Source organism: Streptacidiphilus carbonis (assembly GCF_000787775.1).
Taxonomy (GTDB): domain Bacteria; phylum Actinomycetota; class Actinomycetes; order Streptomycetales; family Streptomycetaceae; genus Streptacidiphilus; species Streptacidiphilus carbonis.
In genome coordinates this window covers 1-20,717 of record NZ_BBPM01000075.1, presented here as the reverse complement: position 1 = coordinate 20,717, position 20,717 = coordinate 1, and the positions used below count along the sequence as shown (strand labels likewise).

Annotated in this window: 19 protein-coding genes; 6 read left to right on the top strand and 13 right to left on the bottom strand. The window is 70.7% G+C overall.

What is annotated here, in order from left to right; all coding sequences use genetic code 11:
- Positions 1-17: 17 nt before the first annotated feature.
- The 8 genes from gad to TR46_RS33780 all read right to left on the bottom strand — a co-directional run bounded on the left by gad (position 18) and on the right by TR46_RS33780 (position 8,794).
- The gene (gad, locus tag TR46_RS33810) at positions 18-1,436 is read right to left on the bottom strand and encodes a glutamate decarboxylase (protein WP_042409843.1); all 1,419 of its coding nucleotides are present in this window, start codon (positions 1,434-1,436) and stop codon (positions 18-20) included.
- A gap of 136 nt (positions 1,437-1,572) precedes the next feature.
- Positions 1,573-2,088, bottom strand: a complete 516-nt coding sequence (locus TR46_RS38560) for a hypothetical protein (RefSeq protein WP_052433333.1) — start codon at positions 2,086-2,088, stop codon at positions 1,573-1,575.
- Between the two features lie 143 nt (positions 2,089-2,231).
- Complete coding sequence (gene glgC / locus TR46_RS33800) at positions 2,232-3,449, bottom strand: glucose-1-phosphate adenylyltransferase (protein ID WP_042409840.1); 1,218 nt, start codon at positions 3,447-3,449, stop codon at positions 2,232-2,234.
- The gene (gene glgA, locus TR46_RS33795; protein WP_084719167.1) at positions 3,439-4,731 is read right to left on the bottom strand and encodes a glycogen synthase; all 1,293 of its coding nucleotides are present in this window, start codon (positions 4,729-4,731) and stop codon (positions 3,439-3,441) included. Before glgA ends, glgC begins: the two co-directional genes overlap by 11 nt.
- 285 nt (positions 4,732-5,016) lie before the next feature.
- Positions 5,017-5,289, bottom strand: coding sequence for a hypothetical protein (locus TR46_RS44795; protein ID WP_084719166.1), 273 nt, complete (start codon positions 5,287-5,289; stop codon positions 5,017-5,019).
- 237 nt (positions 5,290-5,526) lie between these two features.
- A complete protein-coding gene (locus TR46_RS33790) occupies positions 5,527-6,162 on the bottom strand; it encodes a cytochrome b/b6 domain-containing protein (protein ID WP_042409837.1) in 636 nt (211 codons plus the stop codon).
- Positions 6,143-6,856 carry a molybdopterin-dependent oxidoreductase gene (locus tag TR46_RS33785; RefSeq protein ID WP_042409835.1) on the bottom strand — a complete coding sequence of 238 codons (714 nt, stop codon included), beginning with the start codon at positions 6,854-6,856 and terminating at the stop codon, positions 6,143-6,145. The genes TR46_RS33790 and TR46_RS33785 overlap by 20 nt, the downstream gene beginning before the upstream one ends.
- 108 nt (positions 6,857-6,964) lie before the next feature.
- Positions 6,965-8,794 (bottom strand): bifunctional metallophosphatase/5'-nucleotidase, encoded by a 1,830-nt coding sequence (locus tag TR46_RS33780; protein WP_042409832.1) that lies wholly within the window; start codon positions 8,792-8,794, stop codon positions 6,965-6,967.
- Positions 8,795-8,991: 197 nt separating this feature from the next.
- Here TR46_RS33780 and TR46_RS33775 point away from each other — a divergent pair, with 197 nt between their 5' ends.
- The 3 genes from TR46_RS33775 to TR46_RS33765 all read left to right on the top strand — a co-directional run bounded on the left by TR46_RS33775 (position 8,992) and on the right by TR46_RS33765 (position 13,623).
- Positions 8,992-11,508 carry a DEAD/DEAH box helicase gene (locus tag TR46_RS33775; RefSeq protein WP_042409830.1) on the top strand — a complete coding sequence of 839 codons (2,517 nt, stop codon included), beginning with the start codon at positions 8,992-8,994 and terminating at the stop codon, positions 11,506-11,508.
- Positions 11,509-11,692: 184 nt separating this feature from the next.
- A complete protein-coding gene (locus TR46_RS33770) occupies positions 11,693-12,355 on the top strand; it encodes a response regulator (protein ID WP_042409827.1) in 663 nt (220 codons plus the stop codon).
- Positions 12,352-13,623: a sensor histidine kinase gene (locus tag TR46_RS33765; RefSeq protein ID WP_084719164.1), complete on the top strand. Its 1,272-nt coding sequence runs from the start codon at positions 12,352-12,354 to the stop codon at positions 13,621-13,623. The genes TR46_RS33770 and TR46_RS33765 overlap by 4 nt, the downstream gene beginning before the upstream one ends.
- A gap of 9 nt (positions 13,624-13,632) precedes the next feature.
- Here the strand turns inward: TR46_RS33765 and TR46_RS33760 are convergent, their stop codons facing one another.
- The gene (locus tag TR46_RS33760; protein ID WP_042409825.1) at positions 13,633-15,420 is read right to left on the bottom strand and encodes a phosphatidylglycerol lysyltransferase domain-containing protein; all 1,788 of its coding nucleotides are present in this window, start codon (positions 15,418-15,420) and stop codon (positions 13,633-13,635) included.
- A gap of 325 nt (positions 15,421-15,745) precedes the next feature.
- Between TR46_RS33760 and TR46_RS33755 the strand changes: the two genes are divergently transcribed.
- Positions 15,746-16,294, top strand: coding sequence for a hypothetical protein (locus TR46_RS33755; protein ID WP_042409815.1), 549 nt, complete (start codon positions 15,746-15,748; stop codon positions 16,292-16,294).
- A gap of 80 nt (positions 16,295-16,374) precedes the next feature.
- On the opposite strand, the gene TR46_RS33750 is transcribed toward TR46_RS33755, so the two are convergent.
- A complete protein-coding gene (locus TR46_RS33750; protein WP_042409813.1) occupies positions 16,375-17,700 on the bottom strand; it encodes a polysaccharide deacetylase family protein in 1,326 nt (441 codons plus the stop codon).
- Positions 17,701-17,985: 285 nt separating this feature from the next.
- Here TR46_RS33750 and TR46_RS33745 point away from each other — a divergent pair, with 285 nt between their 5' ends.
- Positions 17,986-18,630 carry a hypothetical protein gene (locus TR46_RS33745; protein ID WP_152626835.1) on the top strand — a complete coding sequence of 215 codons (645 nt, stop codon included), beginning with the start codon at positions 17,986-17,988 and terminating at the stop codon, positions 18,628-18,630.
- A 47-nt stretch (positions 18,631-18,677) separates the two neighbouring features.
- Here TR46_RS33745 and TR46_RS33740 read toward each other — a convergent pair whose 3' ends face one another.
- The 3 genes from TR46_RS33740 to TR46_RS33730 form a co-directional block, all read right to left on the bottom strand.
- Positions 18,678-19,058 carry a hypothetical protein gene (locus tag TR46_RS33740; RefSeq protein ID WP_042409810.1) on the bottom strand — a complete coding sequence of 127 codons (381 nt, stop codon included), beginning with the start codon at positions 19,056-19,058 and terminating at the stop codon, positions 18,678-18,680.
- Positions 19,059-19,072: 14 nt separating this feature from the next.
- Positions 19,073-19,291 carry a toxin-antitoxin system HicB family antitoxin gene (locus TR46_RS33735; protein WP_042409807.1) on the bottom strand — a complete coding sequence of 73 codons (219 nt, stop codon included), beginning with the start codon at positions 19,289-19,291 and terminating at the stop codon, positions 19,073-19,075.
- A gap of 103 nt (positions 19,292-19,394) precedes the next feature.
- A complete protein-coding gene (locus TR46_RS33730; protein WP_084719163.1) occupies positions 19,395-19,772 on the bottom strand; it encodes a tetratricopeptide repeat protein in 378 nt (125 codons plus the stop codon).
- A 354-nt stretch (positions 19,773-20,126) separates the two neighbouring features.
- Here TR46_RS33730 and TR46_RS33725 point away from each other — a divergent pair, with 354 nt between their 5' ends.
- Positions 20,127-20,696: an O-methyltransferase gene (locus tag TR46_RS33725; RefSeq protein WP_042409800.1), complete on the top strand. Its 570-nt coding sequence runs from the start codon at positions 20,127-20,129 to the stop codon at positions 20,694-20,696.
- The last annotated feature ends 21 nt before the right edge of the window (positions 20,697-20,717 follow it).

The following is a 20,717-nucleotide window of genomic DNA, read 5'->3' as shown; positions in this document are numbered from 1 at the left end:
CGGCCGGGCAGCCCCGGTCAGTGGTGGAAGCCCGAGGGGTCGCCGGACGCGTGCAGCGGACCCGACTGGGCCTGCAGCTCCGGGAGCAGCCGGGCCAGGTCGTCGACCAGCAGGTCGGCGAGGTCGCTGGAGAAGCCGTTGCGGCAGACGATGCGCAGCACGGCCAGGTCGGTGCGGTTCTCCGGGAAGGTGTACGCGGGCACCAGCCAGCCGCGTTCGCGCAGCCGCCGGGAGACGTCGAAGACATTGAAGGCGGTGACGTCGTCCTCGGTGGTGAAGGCGAAGACCGGCAGCTCCTCGCCGCGGCTGATCATCCGGAAGACGCCCATCGCCTCGATCCGCCGGGCCAGCGATACCGCGATGTCCCGGCTGGTCTGCTGCACCGCGCGGTAGCCGTCCCGGCCCAGGCGCAGGAAGGTGTAGTACTGCGCGACCACCTCGGCCCCCGGCCGGGAGAAGTTGAGGGCGAAGGTGGGCATCTCGCCGCCCAGGTAGTTGACCTTGAAGACCAGCTCCTCCGGCAGCGCGTCCCGGTCCCGCCACAGCGCCCAGCCGACGCCCGGGTACACCAGCCCGTACTTGTGGCCCGAGGTGTTGATCGAGGCCACCCTGGGCTGGCGGAAGTCCCAGCGCAGCTCCGGGTCGAGGAAGGGCGCGACCATGGCGCCCGACGCCCCGTCGACATGGACCGGGATGTCGTGTCCGGTACTCGCCTGGTACTCGTCGAGGGCGGCGCAGATGTCCCACACCGGCTCGTAGCTGCCGTCGAAGGTGGAGCCGAGGATGGCGACCACGCCGATGGTGTCCTCGTCGCAGAGCGCCACCGCGGAGGCCGCGTCCAGGTGGTAGCGGTCGCCCTCCATCGGCACGGTGCGGGCCTCCACCTCCCAGAAGTTGCAGAACTTCTCCCAGCACACCTGGACATTGACGCCCATCACCAGGTTGGGCCGGGCGCCGGCCGCGTAGCGCTCGGCGTTCTTTCGCATCCAGCGGCGCTTCAGCGCCATCCCGGCCAGCATGCAGGCCTCGCTGGAGCCGGTGGTCGAGCAGCCGACCACGCCCGCCGGGTCGGGGGCGTTCCACAGGTCGGCGAGCATGGCGACGCAGCGGCGCTCCAGCTCGGCGGTCTGCGGGTACTCGTCCTTGTCGATCATGTTCTTGTCGACCGACTCGGCCATCAGCAGATTGGCCTGGGGCTCCATCCAGGTGGTGACGAAGGTGGCGAGGTTCAGCCGGGCGTTGCCGTCCAGCATCAGCTCGTCCCTGACGATCTGGTAGGCGGTGTCGGCCGGCATCGGCCCGGAGGGCATCCGGTGCTTGGGCGGCGCGGTGACCATGCCGACCTCCGGGTTGGCCGCGCCCAGGAACGGGTTGACCGATACCCGGTGCCCGCCCTTGCCGTCGTGGCTCTCCTGACGACCCGTGTGCAACGCCATCCGCTGTGCCCTCCTTCTGCTCGGTGCCCCGCTCCTCCCCCGGGAACGCTGTCGGGACTCCTGCGCCTTGGCAGGAGTCCCGACCGGCCGTTCTTACTGTTCGATCCCTTCGGCCGGTTCGACCTGTCGGTCCGCCCTACTGCTTGGTCCAGCGGTCGCGGCCGTCCGAGCCCGCCTTGCACACCAGGGCGGTGCTGTTGCTGCCGGTCGCCTTGGCCCCGGTGGTGGCGCAAAAGGCGCCCGCCCTGGCGTTGGTGCCGGAGACCGCCGCCGAGGTCCAGCGGTCCTTGCCCTTGCTGTCCGCGGCGCAGGTGACGGCCAGTCCCTTGGCGGTCTCCCCGGAGGCCCCTGCGGTGGCGCAGAAGGCGCCGGCGCTGACGTTCTTGGCCACCGCCGTGGCGGACGCGCTCGCCTTGCCCGTCGACTTGGCGGCGGCCTTGCCGGAGGCGGCGGCCGAGGCCGCCTTGGCCGACGCGCTCACGGCGACGCCGGACGCCTTGGCCTTGACGGACGACACGGCAGCGGCGGCCTTGCCGCTGGCAGCGCTCGACGCGCTGCTCTTGGTGCTGCTGGAGCAGGCCACGGTGGAGCTGAGGACCAGCGCGGCCAGCCCTGCGGACACGACGGCGGCGGATCGGCGGGGACTGCGCATGGGGTGACGCCCTCTCGGAGCCGGGTGCCCGGGGTCCGGGCGTGACTCCTACGAACGTAGGTGCCCCACCGCGGCGGCGCCCGGTGCGTTAGGCCGGGCCGGTGATCCCGCTCCCCGGCACCGGTCCGCCGCCGCGCCGCCGGTCAGCGCACCCGCAGCCCCTTCCCCAGCGCCACCACTCCCCCCGCGGAGACGGTGTAGAGCTCGCGGTCCCGTCCGGGGTCCACGCCGATCACCGCGCCGGGCGGCACCACCACGTTCTTGTCCAGGATCGCTTTGCGCACCACCGCGCCCCGGCCCACCCTGACCCCGTCCATCAGCACCGACTCCTGCACCACCGCGCCGGACTCCACCACCACGCCGGGGCCCAGCACCGAGCCGGTGACCTGTCCGCTGATGATGCATCCGGTGGAGACCATGGACTCGGCCGCCATCCCGCCGGCCACGAACTTGGCCGGCGGCCGCTGCGCGGGGTGGGTGAAGATCGGCCAGTGCCGGTTGTAGAGGTTGAACACCGGGTGCACCGAGATCAGGTCGCTGTGGGCCTCGTAGTAGGCGTCCAGGGTGCCGACGTCGCGCCAGTAGCCGTGGTCGCGCTCGGTCTCGCCGGGGACCTGGTTGTCGTCGAAGTCGTAGACCTCGGCCTGGCCGTTGTCGGTGAGCATCGGCAGGATGCTGCCGCCCATGTCGTGCACCGAGCCCTCGTCCTCGGCGTCCCGCTGCAGTGCGTCCAGCAGCACCTTGGTGGTGAAGATGTAGTTGCCCATGGACGCGAACACCCGGTCCGGGTCGTCGGGCAGCCCGGGCGGCGACGCGGGCTTCTCCAGGAAGCCCTCGACCGAGCGGCCGTCGGAGGCGGTGGTGATCACACCGAAGTCGGAGGCCTGGCTGCGCGGGACCTTGATCCCGGCCACGGTCACCCCGGCACCGGACTCGATGTGACGGCGCAGCATCTGCTGCGGGTCCATCCGGTACACATGGTCGGCGCCGAACACCACGATGTAGTCCGGCTGCTCGTCGTAGACCAGGTTGAGCGACTGGTAGATGGCGTCGGCGCTGCCCAGGTACCAGCGCGGCCCGAGCCGCTGCTGGGCCGGGACCGGGGTGACGTAGTCGCCGCGGATGCTGGTCATCCGCCAGGTCTGGGTGATGTGGCGGTCCAGGCTGTGGCTCTTGTACTGGGTCAGCACGCAGATCCGGTTGATCCCGCCGTTCACCAGGTTGGACAGCACGAAGTCGATCAGACGGTAGGCGCCGCCGAAGGGCACCGCGGGCTTGGCCCGGTCGGCCGTGAGCGGCATCAGCCGCTTCCCCTCGCCGCCGGCGAGGACGATGCCGAGAACTGACGGGCTACCGGCCATGGGCGCTCCCCCTGTTGGTGTCGCTGTCGGCACTGCCGCCGCTGCTGCTGCCCCTGTTGTTGCCGCTGCTGTTGTTGTTGCTGCTGCGGTCGAGCACGTCCTGGTAGACCTGCACGGTGCGGCGGGCGATGGCGTCCCAGCCGAACGCGGCGACCGCGCGCTCGCGTCCGGCCGCGCCGAAGCGGGCGGCGCGCTCGGGGTCCAGTGCCAGGCTGTCCACCGCCGCCGCGAAGGACTTCTCGAACTCCTCGGCGTCCCGGCCCTGGTAGGGCACCAACAGGCCGGTGCGGCCGTCGTCGACCACCTCGGGGATGCCGCCGACCGCCGAGGCGACCACCGCGGTGCCGCAGGCCATCGCCTCCAGATTGACGATGCCCAGCGGTTCGTAGACCGAGGGGCAGACGAAGACGGCGGCCCTGGACAGCAGTTGCACCACATCGGGGCGCGGCAGCATCTCGGCGATCCAGTGCACGTGCTCCCGGCCCGCGCTCAACTCGGCGAACAGCTCCCGGAACTCGCGGTCCACCTCGTCGGTGTCGGGGGCGCCCGCGCACAGCACCAGCTGCACCGCGGGGTCCAGCCGCCGGGCGGCGCGCAGCAGGTGCGGCACGCCCTTCTGTCGGGTGATCCGGCCGACGAAGACCACGGTGGGCCGGTCCGGGTCGATACCGAACCGTCGCAGAACGTCGGTGCCCGGGTCGGGGTGGTAGAGCTCGGTGTCGATGCCGTTGTGGACCACCGGGACCTTCGCCGGATCCAGCGCCGGGTAGCAGGCCAGCAGGTCCCGCCGCATGCCGTGGGAGACCGCGATGACCGCGTCGGCGGCCTCTACGGCGGTCCGCTCGACCCAGCTGGACAGGGCGTAGCCGCCGCCCAACTGCTCGGCCTTCCAAGGCCGCAGGGGCTCCAGCGAGTGGGCGGTCAGCACATGCGGGATGCCGTGCAGCAGCTTGGCCAGGTGTCCGCCGAGGTTGGCGTACCAGGTGTGCGAGTGCACCAGCTGGCGGTCGGCGACCGCCGCGGTCAGCGCCAGGTCGACGGAGAGGGTGCGCAGCGCGGCGTTGGCGTCGGCCATGTCCGGTGCGGGTCCGTGCCGGTGCAGCCCGGGCGAGTCCCGGGGCTGGCCCGGCACCTCCCAGCTGTGCACCTCCAGATCGACCAGTCCGCGCAACTCCCTTGCCAGGAACTCGGCGTGGACGCCGGCCCCGCCGTAGACATCGGGTGGGAACTCTCTGCTGAGAAGTCCGACCCTGAGCCGGTCCTCGCGCGCCGTGCCGTCCATCGCCCGCCCCACCTCCGCATGACCGCGCCCCGCCGTCCGTGCAGGGATACCCTTGCCCAGCAGACGGGTGTTCGATCCCCAAGCCGCCGGATTGATCCATACTTTCGGATGCCTGGTGGTGGATCGGCTCAGTTCACACGGGTTTCATCGGCCCGACTCACAGCGCTACGCGCCGGCCCGCGGGGGTTCGCCCAGCTGCGGGGTGGACGGCGCCGAAGGTCGCAGAGTCCCCGGGCATGCCGAACCCGGCCGGGACCTGTGCGGTCCCGGCCGGGCTGACGGCGACTATTTGCGGCCGCCGAAGAGCGAGCGGGTAAGACGCTTGAGCGGAGCGAGCAACACCATTCGGGCGCCCTGGTTGGGCCGCGCCGGAGGAGTACTGACCCCACGGGGCGTCAGCTCCCTTATGAGGCCGACCGCTTCCGCCACATCCACCTGCGGGAGCGCAGGCGCGCCGAGCACGGCGAGATGACGGTCGAGCCGTCGGCTCGCCGCTCCTACGCCGCACTGGACCGCGGGAACCCGCGGCCTACTGCGCGCATGCTGCATTTGATTCATATCCCACCCCTTGGAAGGCACCAGGGCCGTGGAGCGAAGACTATCCGCCTAGTGAGGTCGGTGTGCAACTGTTCCGTTCAGGAGCACCATACCCGTCCTGTCCAGGGCGCAGTCAGGAGGTCCCCCTGGCACCGCTGTTGACACCTTCGCCGACCCGGCCGCAGCTCGGGAAACTCCTTCGTGCGGGGGCGCTTGACCTCCGCTCAGGGCGTGCGGGCGAAGGCCCGCGCCCAGCGATCACCTGTCGGAGTTCTCCGACCGGTCCTCGGTCCAGAGCGCGTGCTCGCGCTTGGCCCAGGCCCGGGAGACCCGTCCGGTGCGCATCCCGTACCGGGCCTCCGGGTCCTTCAGCGCCATCCGGATGTGGCCGATCACCAGGATCCCGACGACCAGGGCCAGCCAGTCGTGGACGAAGGAGGCGCCGGTCCGCACCGTCAGCGCGGACAGGTGCGGGAACCACATGATCAGGCCGGTGCCCACCATCACCAGCACCGCGCCGGCGATGAACGCCGAGAACAGCTTCTGGCCGGCGTTGAACTTCCCGGCCGGTCCGGCTGCCCCGGTGCCGTGCCGCACGGCCCGCCAGGCCCAGCCGTGGTCGTGCGGACCGAAGCGGTTCAACCGGGTCAGGTCCGCGCGCAGCGAGCGGAAGAAGATCCCGGCCAGCAGCGGCGCCGGGAGCAGGATGCCGGACCACTCGTGAATGATCACCAGCAGCCGCCGCCGTCCGACGATCTCGGCCAGGAACGGCAGGTAGAGGCAGGCAGCGGTGATGATCGCGGTCATCATCAGGGTGGAGGTGGTCCGGTGCACCCACCGCTCGACGACGGTGAACCGGTAGCGCTCCCCGGGATCAGCTGGAGGTCGGTGCATCGTTGCGCCCGTTGGACTTCCCGACCCAGGCTTCGACGTCATAGCCGTAGTGCTCCCAGTAGCCGGGCATGACCCGGTCGGTGACGGTGATGCCGGACAGCCACTTGGCCGACTTGTAGAAGTACATCGGCGCCGCGTAGAGCCGGACCGGCCCGCCGTGCGCGTCGGTGACCGGCGCGTTGTTCATCTGGTGCGCCACCATCATGTCCGGGCGGCGGGCCTCGTCCAGGGTCAGGCTCTCGCTGTACACGCCGTCGAAGCAGGTGAAGCGCAGCGCCTTGCCCTCCGGCTTCACCCCGGCCGTCTCCAGCAGGTGCGACAGCAGCACCCCGCCGAACTGGGTGCTGGGCACCCGCCAGCCGGTCACGCACTGCACGTCCTTGACCAGGGTGGTCTGCGGCATCGCCTTGAGCTCGGCCAGGGTGTAGGTGGCGGGGCGGTCCACCAGCCCGTCGACGGTGAGCCGGTAGTCCTGGTCGCTCTTGTGCGGCAGCGAGTCCGCGACGTTGTAGATCTGGAAGCCCCCGCCGCCGGGCAGCAGCCCGGTCAGCCCGGTGGGGTCCTTGCTGTCGACCGTGGCCAGGAAGCTGTCGATGCCGTTCTGGAACCGTGCCCCGAAGGCCACCCCGGCGGCTCCGAGCGCGGCCACGCCGAGCACGACCCTTCGCCCGACCGGCCTGCCTTCCTTGTTCATGTTTCAAGTTCACCACGTGGCACCGTGGACGACCAGCAAAAACGCCTGTTCTTCAGGATTCGGTAAGGTGTCACGTCGACGTCGACGGGACACCCCTCCGGATGCTCCCTAGTACAGCGGCACGCCCGCGCGGACCAGGCGCCAGCCGGGGCGGGCCGCGAAGTCGGCCGGGTTGATCTCGCCCTTGGCCTTGACCCAGGCGATCATCGTGTTGCGGATCTCGTCCGAGCTGGTCCAGATCTGGGTGGCCGTGGCCACATGCGGGAAGTTGCCGCCGCCACTGGCCCGGTAGTTGTTGATCGCCAGCACGAACTGCTGGGCGGGGTCGAGCGCCGCACCGTTGTAGCTGACATTGAGGATGCGCGAACCGGCCGGCTGCGACACGTCGATGTCGTAGGAGAGGCCGTACACCTCGTCGTAGTTGTAGTCGGGCAGGTTGCCGGCGTTGGTCAGGGTCGCCTCGTCGATCGGCGCGCCCACCGCCAGGGTGTTGTAGTAGTGCGCCGAGAACTCCAGGTAGTCCTTGAGCTGCGCGCCGGTGAGCACCACCGCGGCCAGGGTGTTCTCGTAGATGTACAGTCCGGCGGCGTCACGCAGCCGCACGGTGCCGGCCGGGATGTCGGCGGTCCGGTTGAACGGCGCGGCCTGGGCCAGCACCGGCAGGTCCGCATAGCTGGTACCGGCCAGCCCGGCCTTCACGGTGTCCGCCTGGACCTTGCCGATCAGGTCCACGATCGGCACGTTCTGGAACGGCGCCCGGGCGATGGACAGGTCGGTGGTGCAGGTGCCGATGGTCTGGTTCACATAGGTGACCACCGCGGCGTGCTCGGTCGCCAGCAGCTTCACCACCGCCGGGTCCTCGGCGACGGTGTTGGAGTTGAGCACCGAGGACTTCACCGAGGTGACCTCCCAGCAGCCCCGGACCAGCTCGACCTCGAAGTCGAAGCGGCTGATCCGCATCCCCCACTTCAGCGGCTCGGACAGCACCACGGTCTTCCCCGTCGCGGTGTTGGTGATCAGTCGCTGGTCCACCTCGACATGGGTGTGGCCCACCAGCACCGCGTCGATGCCGGGCACGTCCGCCGCCATCTCGCCGGCCGCGTCCTCGGGGTACGGGATCTGGTCGCCGTAGGAGGTGGCCTCGTCGATGCCGGTGTGGGCGGTGACCATCACCACGTGGGCCCCGGCACTGCGCACCCGGGGGACGTGGATCGCGGCCTGCTCGGCGACGCCGTTGAAGGACATGCGGCCGCTGACGTTGGCCTTGTCCCAGATGGCGATGCCCGGGTTGGTCAGCCCCAGGATGCCGACCTTGACGTCGGGCAGGTGCGGCACCCGGATCCGCTTGATGATGTAGGGCTCGAAGGCGGGCTTGGAGGTCTTCACATCGATCGCGTTGGCGGCCAGCAGCGGGAAGTCGCACTGCTTCTCGAAGGCCCGGAGCAGCGGGATGCCGTAGTTGAACTCGTGGTTGCCGAGCGCCGCCGCGTCGTAGCGGATGTGGTTCATCGCCAGCGCCATCGGGTGCTTGGGCGCCTTGTGGCCGCCCACGTCGATCGGCTCGACCCGGGCGAAGTAGTAGCTGAGCTGGGTGCCCTGGATGATGTCGCCGGCGTCGATCAGCAGCGTGCGGTCGTGGCCGATCTCCTCGCGCAGCTGGGTGACCAGGGTGGAGATCTTCGCCAGGCCGACGTCGTTGTGGACGCTGTCGTCGTACTCGGCGTTGTTGAAGTAGTCCCAGTTGAGGCAGTTGCCGTGGACGTCCGTGGTGCCCAGGATGCTGAAGCTGTAGGTGGGGTTGGGCTTGGGCTTCCTCCCCGCGTGCTGGAGCTCGGGCGAGGCGGCCTCGGCGGTGACCGGGGCCGCTCCGGCGACGACGGCGGTACCTGCGGCGACGGCGGCGGAACGGGCCACGAAGTCACGGCGGTTCAGGGGCACTGGGTCTCCAGGGGCAGGAGGGCAGGATGAGGTAGCACCATCGCGACGGACGCGCGTAGATGGACGCGCGTAGAAGTCTGCACCGCCACCACCGCACCGCGATAGACCCCGGAGGTTGCCGGCAGGTTACCGATCATGAACGGGCGCGCGTCGCACCGCTGGACCACGGAGCGACGGGAACCAGGCAAGATGGACCAGTGACCTTGACTGATCTCATCCCCGCCGACCCCCAGCCCGACGACCTCTTCACCGCGTTCGCGGGCTGGGCGGAGGAGCGCGGGATCACCCTCTACCCCGCGCAGGAGGAGGCGCTGATCGAGATCGTCTCCGGGTCCAACGTCATCCTGAACACCCCCACCGGTTCGGGAAAGAGCCTGGTCGCAGCAGGTGCGCACTTCGCCGCGCTGGCCGCCGGGCAGCGGACCTTCTACACCGCGCCGATCAAGGCGCTGGTGTCCGAGAAGTTCTTCGACCTGGTGAAGATGTTCGGCACCGCCAATGTCGGCATGATGACCGGCGACGCGAGCGTGAACCCGATGGCGCCGATCATCTGCTGCACCGCCGAGGTGCTCGCCAGCATCGCGCTGCGGGACGGCGCCCAGGCCGACGTCGGCCAGGTGGTCATGGACGAGTTCCACTTCTACGCCGAGCCGGACCGCGGCTGGGCCTGGCAGGTGCCGCTGATCGAGCTGCCGCAGGCGCAGTTCCTGCTGATGTCGGCGACCCTCGGCGACGTCCGCCGATTCGAGGCCGACCTCAAGCGCCGCACCGGCCGCCCAACCACCACCGTCAGCTCGGTCACCCGCCCGGTCCCGCTGTTCTACGAGTACCAGCGCACCCCCATCCACGACACCCTGGAGCAGTTGCTCTCCACCGGGCAGGCGCCGGTCTACGTCGTGCACTTCACCCAGGCCGCCGCGGTGGAGCGGGCCCAGGCGCTGATGAGCATCAACATGTGCTCCAAGGCCGAGAAGGAGGCCATCGCCTCACTGATCGGCAACTTCCGCTTCACCACCAAGTTCGGCCGCAACCTGTCGCGCTTCGTCCGCCACGGCATCGGCGTGCACCACGCCGGGATGCTGCCCAAGTACCGCCGGCTGGTGGAGCGGCTGGCTCAGGCCGGGCTGCTCAAGGTCATCTGCGGCACCGACACCCTGGGCGTCGGCGTCAACGTCCCGATCCGCACGGTGCTGTTCACCGCGCTGTCCAAGTACGACGGGCAGCGGGTGCGGCTGCTGCGGGCGCGGGAGTTCCACCAGATCGCCGGACGGGCCGGGCGGGCCGGCTTCGACACCGTCGGCACCGTGGTCGCGCAGGCCCCCGAGCATGTCACCGAGAACGAGAAGGCCCTGGCCAAGGCCGGGGACGACCCCAAGAAGAAGCGCAAGGTGGTCCGCAAGAAGGCCCCCGAGGGCTTCATCTCCTGGGGCGAGGAGACCTTCAACAAGCTGATCGACGCCCAGCCGGAGCCGCTGGTCTCCCGGTTCCGGGTCAGCCATCTGATGCTGCTGTCCGTCATCAACCGCCCCGGCAACGCCTTCGAGGCGATGCGGCACCTGCTGACCGACAACGACGACGACGCCAAGGCGCGCCGCCGCCACATCAGCGAGGCCATCGCCATCTACCGCTCGCTGCTGGCCGGCGGCGTGATCGAACGCCTGGAAACCCCCGACGAGACCGGACGTATCGTCCGGCTCACCGTCGACCTCCAGCAGGACTTCTCGCTCACCCAGCCGCTCTCCACCTTCGCGCTGGCCGCCTTCGAGCTGCTGGACGTCGAGTCCCCCAGCTACGCCCTGGACGTGCTGTCCGTGGTCGAGGCCACCCTGGACGACCCGCGCCAGATCGTCGCCGCCCAGGAGAACAAGGCCCGCGGCGAGGCCGTCGCCGAGATGAAGCGGGACGGCATCGAGTACGAGGAGCGGATGGAGCGGCTCCAGGAGATCAGCTACCCCAAGCCGCTGGAGGAGCTGCTCAACCACGCCTACGAGGTCTACCGGCGGGTGCACCCCTGGATCGGCGACCACCCGCTGCGGCCCAAGACGGTCGCCCGCGACCTCTACGAGCGCGCGATGACCTTCACCGACTACGTCGGCTTCTACGAGCTGGCCCGGACCGAGGGACTGGTGCTGCGCTACCTGGCCGGCGCCTACAAGGCGCTGGAGCACACCGTCCCGGACGACCTGAAGTCGGAGGACCTGCGCGACCTGATCTCCTGGCTGGGCGAGCTGGTCCGCCAGGTCGACTCCAGCCTGCTGGACGAGTGGGAGAAGCTGGCCAACCCGGAGGACGAGGAGGAGCGGGAGCTGCAGATGCTGGACGAGAAGACCGCTCCGGTCACCACCAATGTCCGCGCCTTCCGCGTCCTGGTCCGCAACGCGATGTTCCGCCGGGTGGAGCTGGCGGCGCTGGAGCGCTACTACGACCTGGGCGAGCTCGATTCGGAGGACGGCGGCTGGGACCAGGACGCCTGGGCCGACGCCATGGACGCCTACTGGGACGAGCACGACGACCTGGGCACCGGTCCTGACGCCCGCGGACCCAAGATGCTGCTCATCGACGAGGACTCGGTGCAGGGCGCCTGGCTGGTCCGGCAGATCTTCGACGACCCGGCCGGGGACCACGACTGGGGCATCAGCGCGGAGGTCGACCTGGCCTCCTCCGACGAGGAGGGCCGCGCGGTCCTGCGGGTGACCGCGGTCAACCGGCTGTAGCCGACACGGTGGGGCGCCGCCGCCACGCGCCGCCCCACCCCGCCGGGTGGGACCCCGCCGCCCCACCCCGCCGGGTGAGCGTTCGGCAAGCCCGTGCCGCCGGCACGCCCGGCCTCTCGTACCCTCGTCCCAGAGGACGTCCGCAGGGGACGTCCGCCGACGGACTGAAGAAGAGGTCACCGAGTTGATCCGCGTGGTCATCGTCGACGACGAGACACTCGTACGGTCGGGTCTGAGCCTGATCGTCGGCTCGGCAGCTGACATCGAAGTCGTCGCCACCTGCTCCGGCGCCGAGGCCCTGGAGACGGTGGGCCGGCACGACCCCCAGGTGGTCCTGCTCGACATCCGGATGCCGGACGTGGACGGGATCACCGTGCTCCGCTCACTGAACACGCTGCCGCAGCCGCCCGCCGTGGCGATGCTCACCACCTTCGACACCGACGAGTACATCGGCACCGCGCTGCGCGGCGGCGCGGCCGGGTTCCTGCTCAAGGACACCGACCCGGAGCAGCTGGTCCAGGCGGTACGGGTGCTGGCCGACGGCGGCCGGGTGCTCTCCCCCGCCGTCACCGACACCGTGATCGCCGGCTACCTGGACGCCGGCCCCGACCGTCAGACCGCGGCCCGGCTGCGCACCATGACCACCCGTGAGCTGGACGTGCTGGCGCTGCTGGGCGAGGGCCTGTCCAACGCCGAGATCGCCGCCCGGCTGTTCCTCAGCACCGGCACGGTCAAGGACCACATCAGCGCGATCCTGGGCAAGCTGGGCACCTCCAACCGGGTCCAGGCCGCGGTCTTCGCCCACCAGGCCGGACTGCTGGGCGGCGGATCCGAGCCCCGGGCATGAGCCCCCCGGGCACCGGGTCCGCAGGTGCCGGCCCCCCGGCCACGCGGTCCGAGGCACACCGCCGGTACCTGGGCCGGTGGTACCTGGGCCGCCCGCACCCGGGCAGGTGGTACCGGAGCCACTGGTACCTCAGCCCCTGGATCACCGTCCCGGTGCCGGTGCTGCTGTCCGTCTTCGACGCGCTGCTGGCCAACGACCTGACCTCGGTCGTCCAGATGTCGACCTCACTGGCGGCCGCCGCCGCGCTGCTGCTCCGCCGCCGCTGGCCGCTGGTGGTCATGCTGCTGACCCTGCCCGGGCTGCAGCTGAGCTACATCTGGCTGGCCCCGATGATCGCGCTCTACTCGCTGGCCGCCGCCGAACGCCGCCGCTGGGTGGTGGGCGGCTGCGCGCTGCTGCTCGCGGTGGCCCAGTTCCTGCCCTGGCCGTACAGCGACGTGCCGGTGCAGTGGGACCGGACCACCGCGCTCGCGGCGATGTACTCGCTGATGACCGCGATCGCGCCGGTGGTGCTCGGCCTGCTGGTGCTGACCCGGCGGGAGCTGGCGGTACGGCTGGACGAGCTGACCCGGGGTCAGGAGCGCGAGCAGCGGCTCCTGGCGCACAGCGTGCTGTCCACCGAGCGGGCCCGGCTGGCCCGGGAGATGCACGACGTGGTCTCGCACCAGGTCAGTCTGATCTCGATCCAGGCGGGCGCGCTGCAGGTGCGCGCGGACGACCCGGCCGCCACCGCGGAGGGGGCCAGAACCATCCGCCAGCTGTCCGTGAAGACCCTGGAGGAGCTGCGGCAGATGGTGGGGGTGCTGCGCGCGGCCGGCGGCGACGGACGTGAGCTCTCCCCCCAGCCGACCCTGGCCGACCTGCCCCGGCTGGTCGCCGCCAGCGGGCTGGACGCGGTGCTGGACCCGGTCCCGGACCGGCCGTCCGCGCCGGCCTGGCCCGAGCCGGTGGAGCGGGCGGCCTACCGCACCGTCCAGGAGTCGCTGACCAACATCCGCAAGTACGCGCCCGGTGCCGCGGTGACCGTCAGGGTGCGGGCGGACGGCGTCCGGCTGCAGGTGGAGGTCCGCAACGGTCCGGCCGCGCCGGGGGCCGAGCCGCTGGTGCTGCCGAGCGGCGGGCACGGCCTGGTGGGGCTGCGCGAGCGGGCCCAGCAGCTCGGCGGCAGCCTGCTGGCCCGGCCCACCGAGGAGGGCGGCTACCTGGTCAGCGCCGTCCTCCCGTTCCGGCCCGAGGGCTCGATCCCCGCGCAGGCAGCCGACGACTGAGGCAGCCGCTCAGGCCACCTCCTGCAGTTCCCGCTCCGGCTCCGGCACCGCGGTCCGGCCGCGTCGGCGGCCGCGCAGCAGCGAAGGCAGCCTGGGCGCGGCGATGAAGCCTTCCGCGCAGGCGTTGACCATGGCGATCCTGGGCAGGTCCCGGCTGCGCTCGAAGAGGACGTAGCGCGGTTCCCACTGCGGGCGGTACTTGGCGTTGGCCCGGTACAGCGACTCGATCTGCCACCAGCGCGAGAAGAACATCAGCACCGAGCGCCAGGAGCGCAGGAACGGTCCGGCGCCGAGCTTGGAACCCCGTTCGAAGACCGCGCGGAACACCGCGAAGTTCAGCGACACCCGCTCGATGCCCAACTGGCCCGCACCCTGCAGCAGTTCGATGACCATGAACTCCAGCAGGCCGTTGTCCGCATCCCGGTCACGGCGCATCAGGTCCAGCGAGAGCCCGTGCTCGCCCCAGGGGACGAAGCTCAGCAGCGCCCGCAGTTCACCGTCCGCGTCCCGGCACTCCAGCATCACGCACCGGCCGTCGGCGGGGTCGCCGAGCCGGCCGAGCGCCATCGAGAAGCCCCGCTCGGTCTGGCCGTCGCGCCACTGGTCGGCCCGGCGCACCAGGGTCTCCATCTCGGGCTCGGCGATGTCGCCGTGCCGACGGAGCATCACGCTGTAGCCGGCACGCCGTACCTTGTTGTGCGCCTGGCGCACGCCGCGCATCGCGCGCCCTTCCAGGCTGAAGTCGGCCACCTCGACGATGGCTTCGTCCCCCAGTTCGAGGGCGTCAAGTCCGTGCCGTGCGTAGACGATGCCGCCCTCCTCGCTGGCGCCGGTCACCGCGGGGACCCAGGCGTGCTCCCGCGCCTGCGCCAGCCAGGCCTCGATGGCGCCGGGCCAGGCCTCCACATCGCCGATGGGATCGCCCGAGGCCAGCGAGACCCCGCCGAGCACCCGGTAGGTCACCGCCGCCTTGCCGGACGGGGAGAAGACCACCGACTTGTCCCGGCGCAGCGCGAAGTACCCCAGCGAGTCGCGCTCCCCGTGCCGCTCCAGCAGCGCCCGAAGCCGCGCCTCGTCCTCGTCGCCGAGGAACTCCTTGCCCTTCGGCGAGCGGAACAGCGCGTACAGCACCAGCAGCAGCACGCCCACGCTCAGCACGTTGACCGAGACGTCCACCCAGCGCGGGACCGCCACATGCAGGTCCCACCCGCTGTTGAAGCCCAGCGTGATCGCGCGCAGCAGCACGTAGTGCATCCGTCCGGGCAGCGAGGAGCCCGCCTCGGTGTTGGTCGCGCCCACCAGCAGCGTGCCGGCCAGCAGGGTCAGCAGACCGCCGCCGAACAGCACCCCGGCCGCCAGCCGCGGATTGGCCGGGTCGCCCTTGGCCCGGAACTCGCGGCGGCCGACGACCAGCGCCGTCACGAACAGCGCGATGACCACCGCGGTGGCCCAGTTGAAGCCGTGCGCCCTGATCTGCGGGTGGCGCACCATGGCGACCAGCAGATCGGCCAGCAGCAGCCCGGAGACCACCGCGTTGGCGATCCAGGCGGCCCGCTTCCGACGGTTCATCATCACCGCCATGAGCAGCGCGAACACGGCCGAGGTGAAGCCCGCGGTGAGCAGGTAGGGGGTGTAGTAGTCGCCGGAGTTGTGGTGTCGCACCTGCTCCCGCAGGGTCACCGAGACCGCGGCGGAGAGGTTGACGAAGCCGACCACCCGCAGGTACCAGACGACGGATCGGGCGGCGACGCGCCGGGTACGCGGCGCTTCGGGGGCTGAGGCTGTGGCTCGATGCATGCTACGGCTCCGTGGCGGACACAACAGGACTGCGGCAGAAGGGTGGTCAGTTGAATACTCCCGCGCCCCCGGAGCCCGGACGTCCCTCCGGAGGCCTGGCCGCGCCCCCGCCGATCGGCTGGACCTGTACCCCCGGAGCGGCTTTCGTACACACGAGCGGAACCGTGCGGGCCACCGCTCTCGTCCCATATTCGCCCTGGTACGGACGGCCGAACCGGGGTGCGGCACGGGCGCACGGGGCGTGCTGCGGCGCGCGCGGGCACCGGGACGTACGGGGGCATCGGGACGGGGGAGCATGGACGGGCGGGGGCGATCGGGACGGATCGTGGCAGCGGCGACTCTGGCCGCGCTGCTGAGCACGGTCGCGACCGCCTGCACCCACCCGGGCGGGACCGGCGGGTCCGCGGACGGATCGGCGGGCGGCGGCTCGCGCGGCGGGCGCGCCAGGAACCACCGTCCCAGCCGCCTCGACCCGGTGGTGCAGCGGCTGGCGCCCTTCCTGGAACGCCACTTCGCCGACAGCTACACCACAGTGGTGGTCGACGGCCCGCACAACCGGCTGATCGTCTACCGGGTCCCGAACCCGGCGCTGGACACGGCGGCCCGCTCGGTGGCGGGGCACACCCGGCTGTCCTTCATCGACTCGCACTACGCCTACAACCGCCAGCACGAACTGCTGGAACGGATCGGCGCCGACCGGGGCTACTGGCGCCGGCAGGGCATCAAGGTGACCTCCTGGACCGCCAGCGACGGCGTGCGCTGCGCCGTCTGGGTCACCACCGTCCACAGCACCGGCGCCGACCAGCGCGCCTTCGACGCCCGCTACGGCACCGGCCTCGTCGAGGTCACCAGGGTCGGGCCCGGCCGCCGGTGACGGCGGCCGGGGCCCGACCCTGAGGGGTACGCGCTCGGGCGTGCCTGCCCGTTCAGGAGTGCCCGTTCAGGAGCGCCTGTTCAGGCGTGCGCGGGCACCGAGGCCTTCGACGAGGCCTTGGCCGATGCGGTCGACCCGGCCGGAGCGGGCGAGGTGTACTCGGCCCAGTTGGTCGGCTTCTGCCCGACCTGCAGGGTCCGCAGCTTGGCCAGCACGGCCGGGTCCTGCGCCTCCAGCCACTGCACCAGCTGACGGAACGACACCAGCCGGACGTCGGGCTTGGACGCGATGTCGCGCAGCGCCTCCTCGACCGACCGCATGTAGATGCCGCCGTTCCAGCTCTCGAAGTGGTTGCCGATGAAGTAGGGCGCGCGGTTGGTGGTGTACGCCCGGTTGAACCCGGCCATGTACGCGCCGTAGGACTGCTGCTGCCAGGCGGGGCGCTTGGCGGGGTCGCCGTTGATGCTCGCGTTGGGGGACTGGTTGGCCAGCATGTTGTAGTCCATCGACAGGACCTGGAAGTTGTGCCCGGGGAAGGGGATCGACTGCAGCGGGAACTCCCACAGCCCCTTGTAGAACCCCGGCCAGACCTGGTTGCCGCCCGGCGAGCTGGCGTCGTACTTCCAGCCCATGGACTTGGCCGCCGGCAGCATCGCGTCCCGGCCCAGCAGGCAGGGGGTGCGGCCGCCGATCAGCTCCTTGCGGTAGTCGAAGGGCAGCGCCGGCAGGTCCTTGAACCCGGTGTTGGTGCGCCACTTCGTGACGAAGCCGACGGCCTGCTCCAGCTCGCTGCGCCACTGCGCCGTGTTCCAGGTGCCGACACCGTTGCTGGGGCTGCAGAAGTGGCCGTTGAAGTGGGTGCCGATCTCGTGGCCCTCCAGCCAGGCCGCGCCGACCTGCTGGAGTGTCATGTGGATGTGCTCGTCGGCCAGGTAGCCGATGTCGGAGGCGCCGGGCTTGTGGCCGGGCGGCAGGTAGAGGTCCTTCTTGCTCTCGGGCAGCAGGTAGATGCCGGAGAGGAAGAACGACATGGTCGCCTTGGTCTCCTGGGCGACCTGCCGGAAGTGCGAGAACAGCTTCTTGCTGTCCTCGCCGGCCCCGTCCCAGGAGAAGACCACGAACTGCGGCGGCCGCTGCCCGGGCTTGAGCCGTTCAGGAACCGGCTGGTGCGGCTGCAGTCCGGTGTCGGAGGTCGAGCCGTCGCCGATCGGGACGGCGCCCGCGCTGGTGGGCCCGGGCGAGGCCGAGCCGCCTGACCCCGAGGCCGACTTGCTGCTGCCGGGCTTGCTGTCCCCCGCCGAGCCTCTCGCAGGAACGGAACCATCCGCGCAGGCGGTCACCCCCAGGGCGGTGGCCGCCGCGACGGCACCTCCGGAGAGTACGTTCCTGCGGGACAGTGCACCCATGGGTTCCACCTGGCCTTCCGGCTAGTTCGTCGGTGTTGCTGTGCGATTGCTTGAGGCTTCCTGACTGTGAGACGCGGGGAACATCCGTCCGGTTTCGACCGGAACGCGGAGCCGGCGGTCTCACTCGGTCCACTCGGTTCCCACAGTACGCACATAGGATCGCTGTACCCAGCACCCATAACCCGTCCGTGGCTCGTTCGGCGATCCTTTACCCTGCCTTTATGCCTTGGATCGCAGATGCGTCACCCCCAGGAGTTCGCCGGCTGGTCCGGCTGGAGGTACCCCATGACTGACTGGGCGACACTTTCCAATCTGGGCACCGCAGCGGGGACACTCGTGCTTGCCGCCGCCACCTTCTCCGCGGTCCGCTCGGCGGAGCGCTCCGCCCGCGCGGCCGAACGCTCCGTCCAGGCGTCGCTCCGGCCTCTGCTGATCACCTCCCGGGCGGAGGCGCCGAAGCAGAAGGTGCTCTGGCAGGACGGCCAGTACGCACACCTGCCCGGCAGCGCCGGATACATCACCCTGGAGAACGACGTGGTCTACCTCGCCGCGTCGATCCGCAACGTCGGACCGGGCCTTGCCGTCATCCACGGCTGGCGCATCGGCGAGCGCCCCCAGTTCGCCGAGCACGAGCACCCGCCGGTGGACGACTTCCACCGCCAGGGCCGCGACCTCTACATCGCGCCGGGCGACACCGGCTTCTGGCACGCTGCCGTGCGCGAGCCCTCCGACCCGGACCACGCGACGCTTCTTGAGCAGATGAAGGAGCGCGACCGCGTCAACATCGACCTGCTGTACGGCGACGGCGAGGGGGGCCAGCGCACCATCAGCCGCTTCTCCTTCATGGCGAAGCGGGAGAGCGAGGCCCTCGACGATTGGTTCTGCCAGGTCGTCCGCCACTGGAACGTCGACCGGCCGGACCCGCGGTGAGGCGCGGGGCGCGGTGAGGCGCGCTTTGAGGCTCTCGCTCGGTCTGGTCAGTCCAGGTCGGTGAGCTGTCGCAGCGCCTCCGCCGTCGCGAAGACATCCGCGCGGCGCTCCTTGGCGTGCTCGACCAGGTCCGCGAGGGCGAAGCTGTTGGGCAGCTGCTTGATCCCCGCCATCGCGAGGTACGAGCGGGTCAGCGTCGCCGCGTAGAACTCGTTCATGGGACTGTCGAGCGGCGGGCACACGGCGAGGGTGTGCAGCAGCGCGGCCGCGCGCCAGCAGATGTCGCGCGGCTCCTCATCGGCCACCAGCACCACGTCGGTGGCGTGGCGGGCTATCGCCGCACTGATCCCGGAGGGATCCCACACGGTCGGGTCGGAGGGAAGGTGGTGTGCCAGGACGTTCCACGCCCATGCCTCGTCAGCCTTCACACTCTGTTCCCTCGTCACGCGGTCTTACGTCCGAACCGATCCTGGAAGTAGGCCCAGTTCTCAGCCGTGTTGAACTCAGCTGCCGCATCGAGCGACCGCTGACGATCGGCGTCCAGTTCCCGCTTGGCGACCTCGGTCACGAGCGCCGTGATCGTCGTCCCCTCAGCTGCCGCCCGCGCTGCCAGACGGGCGTGGAACTCCTCATCCACCCGAATGGTGATGTGCTTCGACATGGCATCAGCGTACAGCGCCGGTGCTGTACGGTCGACGGCCCGGGGCACCCGAACCCGGGCGACGGCACCGGCCACCGCCGCCCCGATTCGTCGAACCCACCGGTCAGAGCGCCGCATCGGCCTCGTCCACGGCCCGGACGGCCTCGGGAAATTCACCCGCGAAGGCGTCCGCGATCCGCAGCCAAGGCTTCGCCTCCTCCGACCGGCCCTGCCGCTCCAGGGTCCGCCCCAGCATCAGGTGCGCATAGTGCTCCACCGGGTCCCGCTCGATGACCTCACGCAACTGCGCCTCGGCGCGCCGCAGTTGAGCCGAGTGGTAGTACGCCCGCGCCAGCAGCAGCCGTACGTCCACCTGCCCGGGCAGCTCGGCCACGACATCCTCCAGGATCCGTGCGGCCTCGGCATAGTCCTTCGCCTCGAAGAACAGCCCGGCCCGCCGCCACTTCTCCGAAACCGCCTCGTCCACGTTCTGGATCGCCATACGCCCTGCTCCTCTCTGTGAGCCACTCACCTGTGATCCACCCACCCCAGCATCCTTGAGCACTCAACTATTCCCGGGGCGCGCCAGTGCCGGCCGACCGCGCCTGCCGCAAAGCCGTTGCGCGGCCGCCGAAGGCAGGATGTCCTGACCGCATGCCCGCAACAGCGCCCCCCGCCGTCTTCCCGATCACCGGCGTGATGGCCTCAGGAAAGGGCCACCATTCTCGCGCCACCTGGAAGCGGCGGCAGTCCGCGCAGCCGAGACCGAACGGCCTCTGGCAGGATGACCGCGCTCGCCGGCTCCGTCTGTCAACTGCCAAGCCACCAAGCCACATAGCCAGCCAGGGGGAATGCCATGGCCACCGCACCACCCGCCGTCCCGACCCGCGTGGCGACCGCAGAACGCGCCGCCGCTGCGGCGGGGTTCACGCTCAGCTGCACTCGTGAGGTCGGCCGCCTTCTCAGCCTGGCCGCTGCCGCAAAGCCCACCGGCACCATCGCCGAGAGCGGCACCGGCTGCGGCGTCGGCACCGCCTGGCTGCACAGCGGCCTCGGCAGCGGCGCACGCCTGGTCACCGCAGAACGCAACGCAGCCCTGGCCCGCACCGCAGCCGGCATCTTCGCCGACGAGGAACAGGTACAGGTACTCGCCGGCGACTGGCGCCTCCTGGAGCAGCACGCCCCGTTCGACGTCTTCTTCTGCGACGGCGGCGGCAAACGCGACGCCCAACAAGATGTCGTCGACCTCCTCGCCCCCGGCGGCGTCCTCATCCTCGACGACTTCACCCCGTCACCGGACTGGCCACCCCGCTTCGCCGGCGAGGTGGACGAACTCCGACTCTTCTACCTCACCCATCCTGACCTCGTGGCCACCGAGGTCCTCACCACCCCGACCAGCTCGGCCGTTATCGCGGTACGGCGTTAGCGGGAGGTGGGCGCACTGGAG

Bases quoted from the DNA above. Each gene is read 5' to 3' on its own strand.
- gad (WP_042409843.1), bottom strand. From the start codon at position 1,436: ATGGCGTTGCACACGGGTCGTCAGGAGAGCCACGACGGCAAGGGCGGG.
- TR46_RS38560 (WP_052433333.1), bottom strand. From the start codon at position 2,088: ATGCGCAGTCCCCGCCGATCCGCCGCCGTCGTGTCCGCAGGGCTGGCC.
- glgC (WP_042409840.1), bottom strand. From the start codon at position 3,449: ATGGCCGGTAGCCCGTCAGTTCTCGGCATCGTCCTCGCCGGCGGCGAG.
- glgA (WP_084719167.1), bottom strand. From the start codon at position 4,731: ATGGACGGCACGGCGCGCGAGGACCGGCTCAGGGTCGGACTTCTCAGC.
- TR46_RS44795 (WP_084719166.1), bottom strand. From the start codon at position 5,289: ATGAATCAAATGCAGCATGCGCGCAGTAGGCCGCGGGTTCCCGCGGTC.
- TR46_RS33790 (WP_042409837.1), bottom strand. From the start codon at position 6,162: ATGCACCGACCTCCAGCTGATCCCGGGGAGCGCTACCGGTTCACCGTC.
- TR46_RS33785 (WP_042409835.1), bottom strand. From the start codon at position 6,856: ATGAACAAGGAAGGCAGGCCGGTCGGGCGAAGGGTCGTGCTCGGCGTG.
- TR46_RS33765 (WP_084719164.1), top strand. From the start codon at position 12,352: ATGAGCCCCCCGGGCACCGGGTCCGCAGGTGCCGGCCCCCCGGCCACG.
- TR46_RS33760 (WP_042409825.1), bottom strand. From the start codon at position 15,420: ATGCATCGAGCCACAGCCTCAGCCCCCGAAGCGCCGCGTACCCGGCGC.
- TR46_RS33750 (WP_042409813.1), bottom strand. From the start codon at position 17,700: ATGGGTGCACTGTCCCGCAGGAACGTACTCTCCGGAGGTGCCGTCGCG.
- TR46_RS33745 (WP_152626835.1), top strand. From the start codon at position 17,986: ATGACTGACTGGGCGACACTTTCCAATCTGGGCACCGCAGCGGGGACA.
- TR46_RS33735 (WP_042409807.1), bottom strand. From the start codon at position 19,291: ATGTCGAAGCACATCACCATTCGGGTGGATGAGGAGTTCCACGCCCGT.
- TR46_RS33730 (WP_084719163.1), bottom strand. From the start codon at position 19,772: ATGGCGATCCAGAACGTGGACGAGGCGGTTTCGGAGAAGTGGCGGCGG.
- TR46_RS33725 (WP_042409800.1), top strand. From the start codon at position 20,127: ATGGCCACCGCACCACCCGCCGTCCCGACCCGCGTGGCGACCGCAGAA.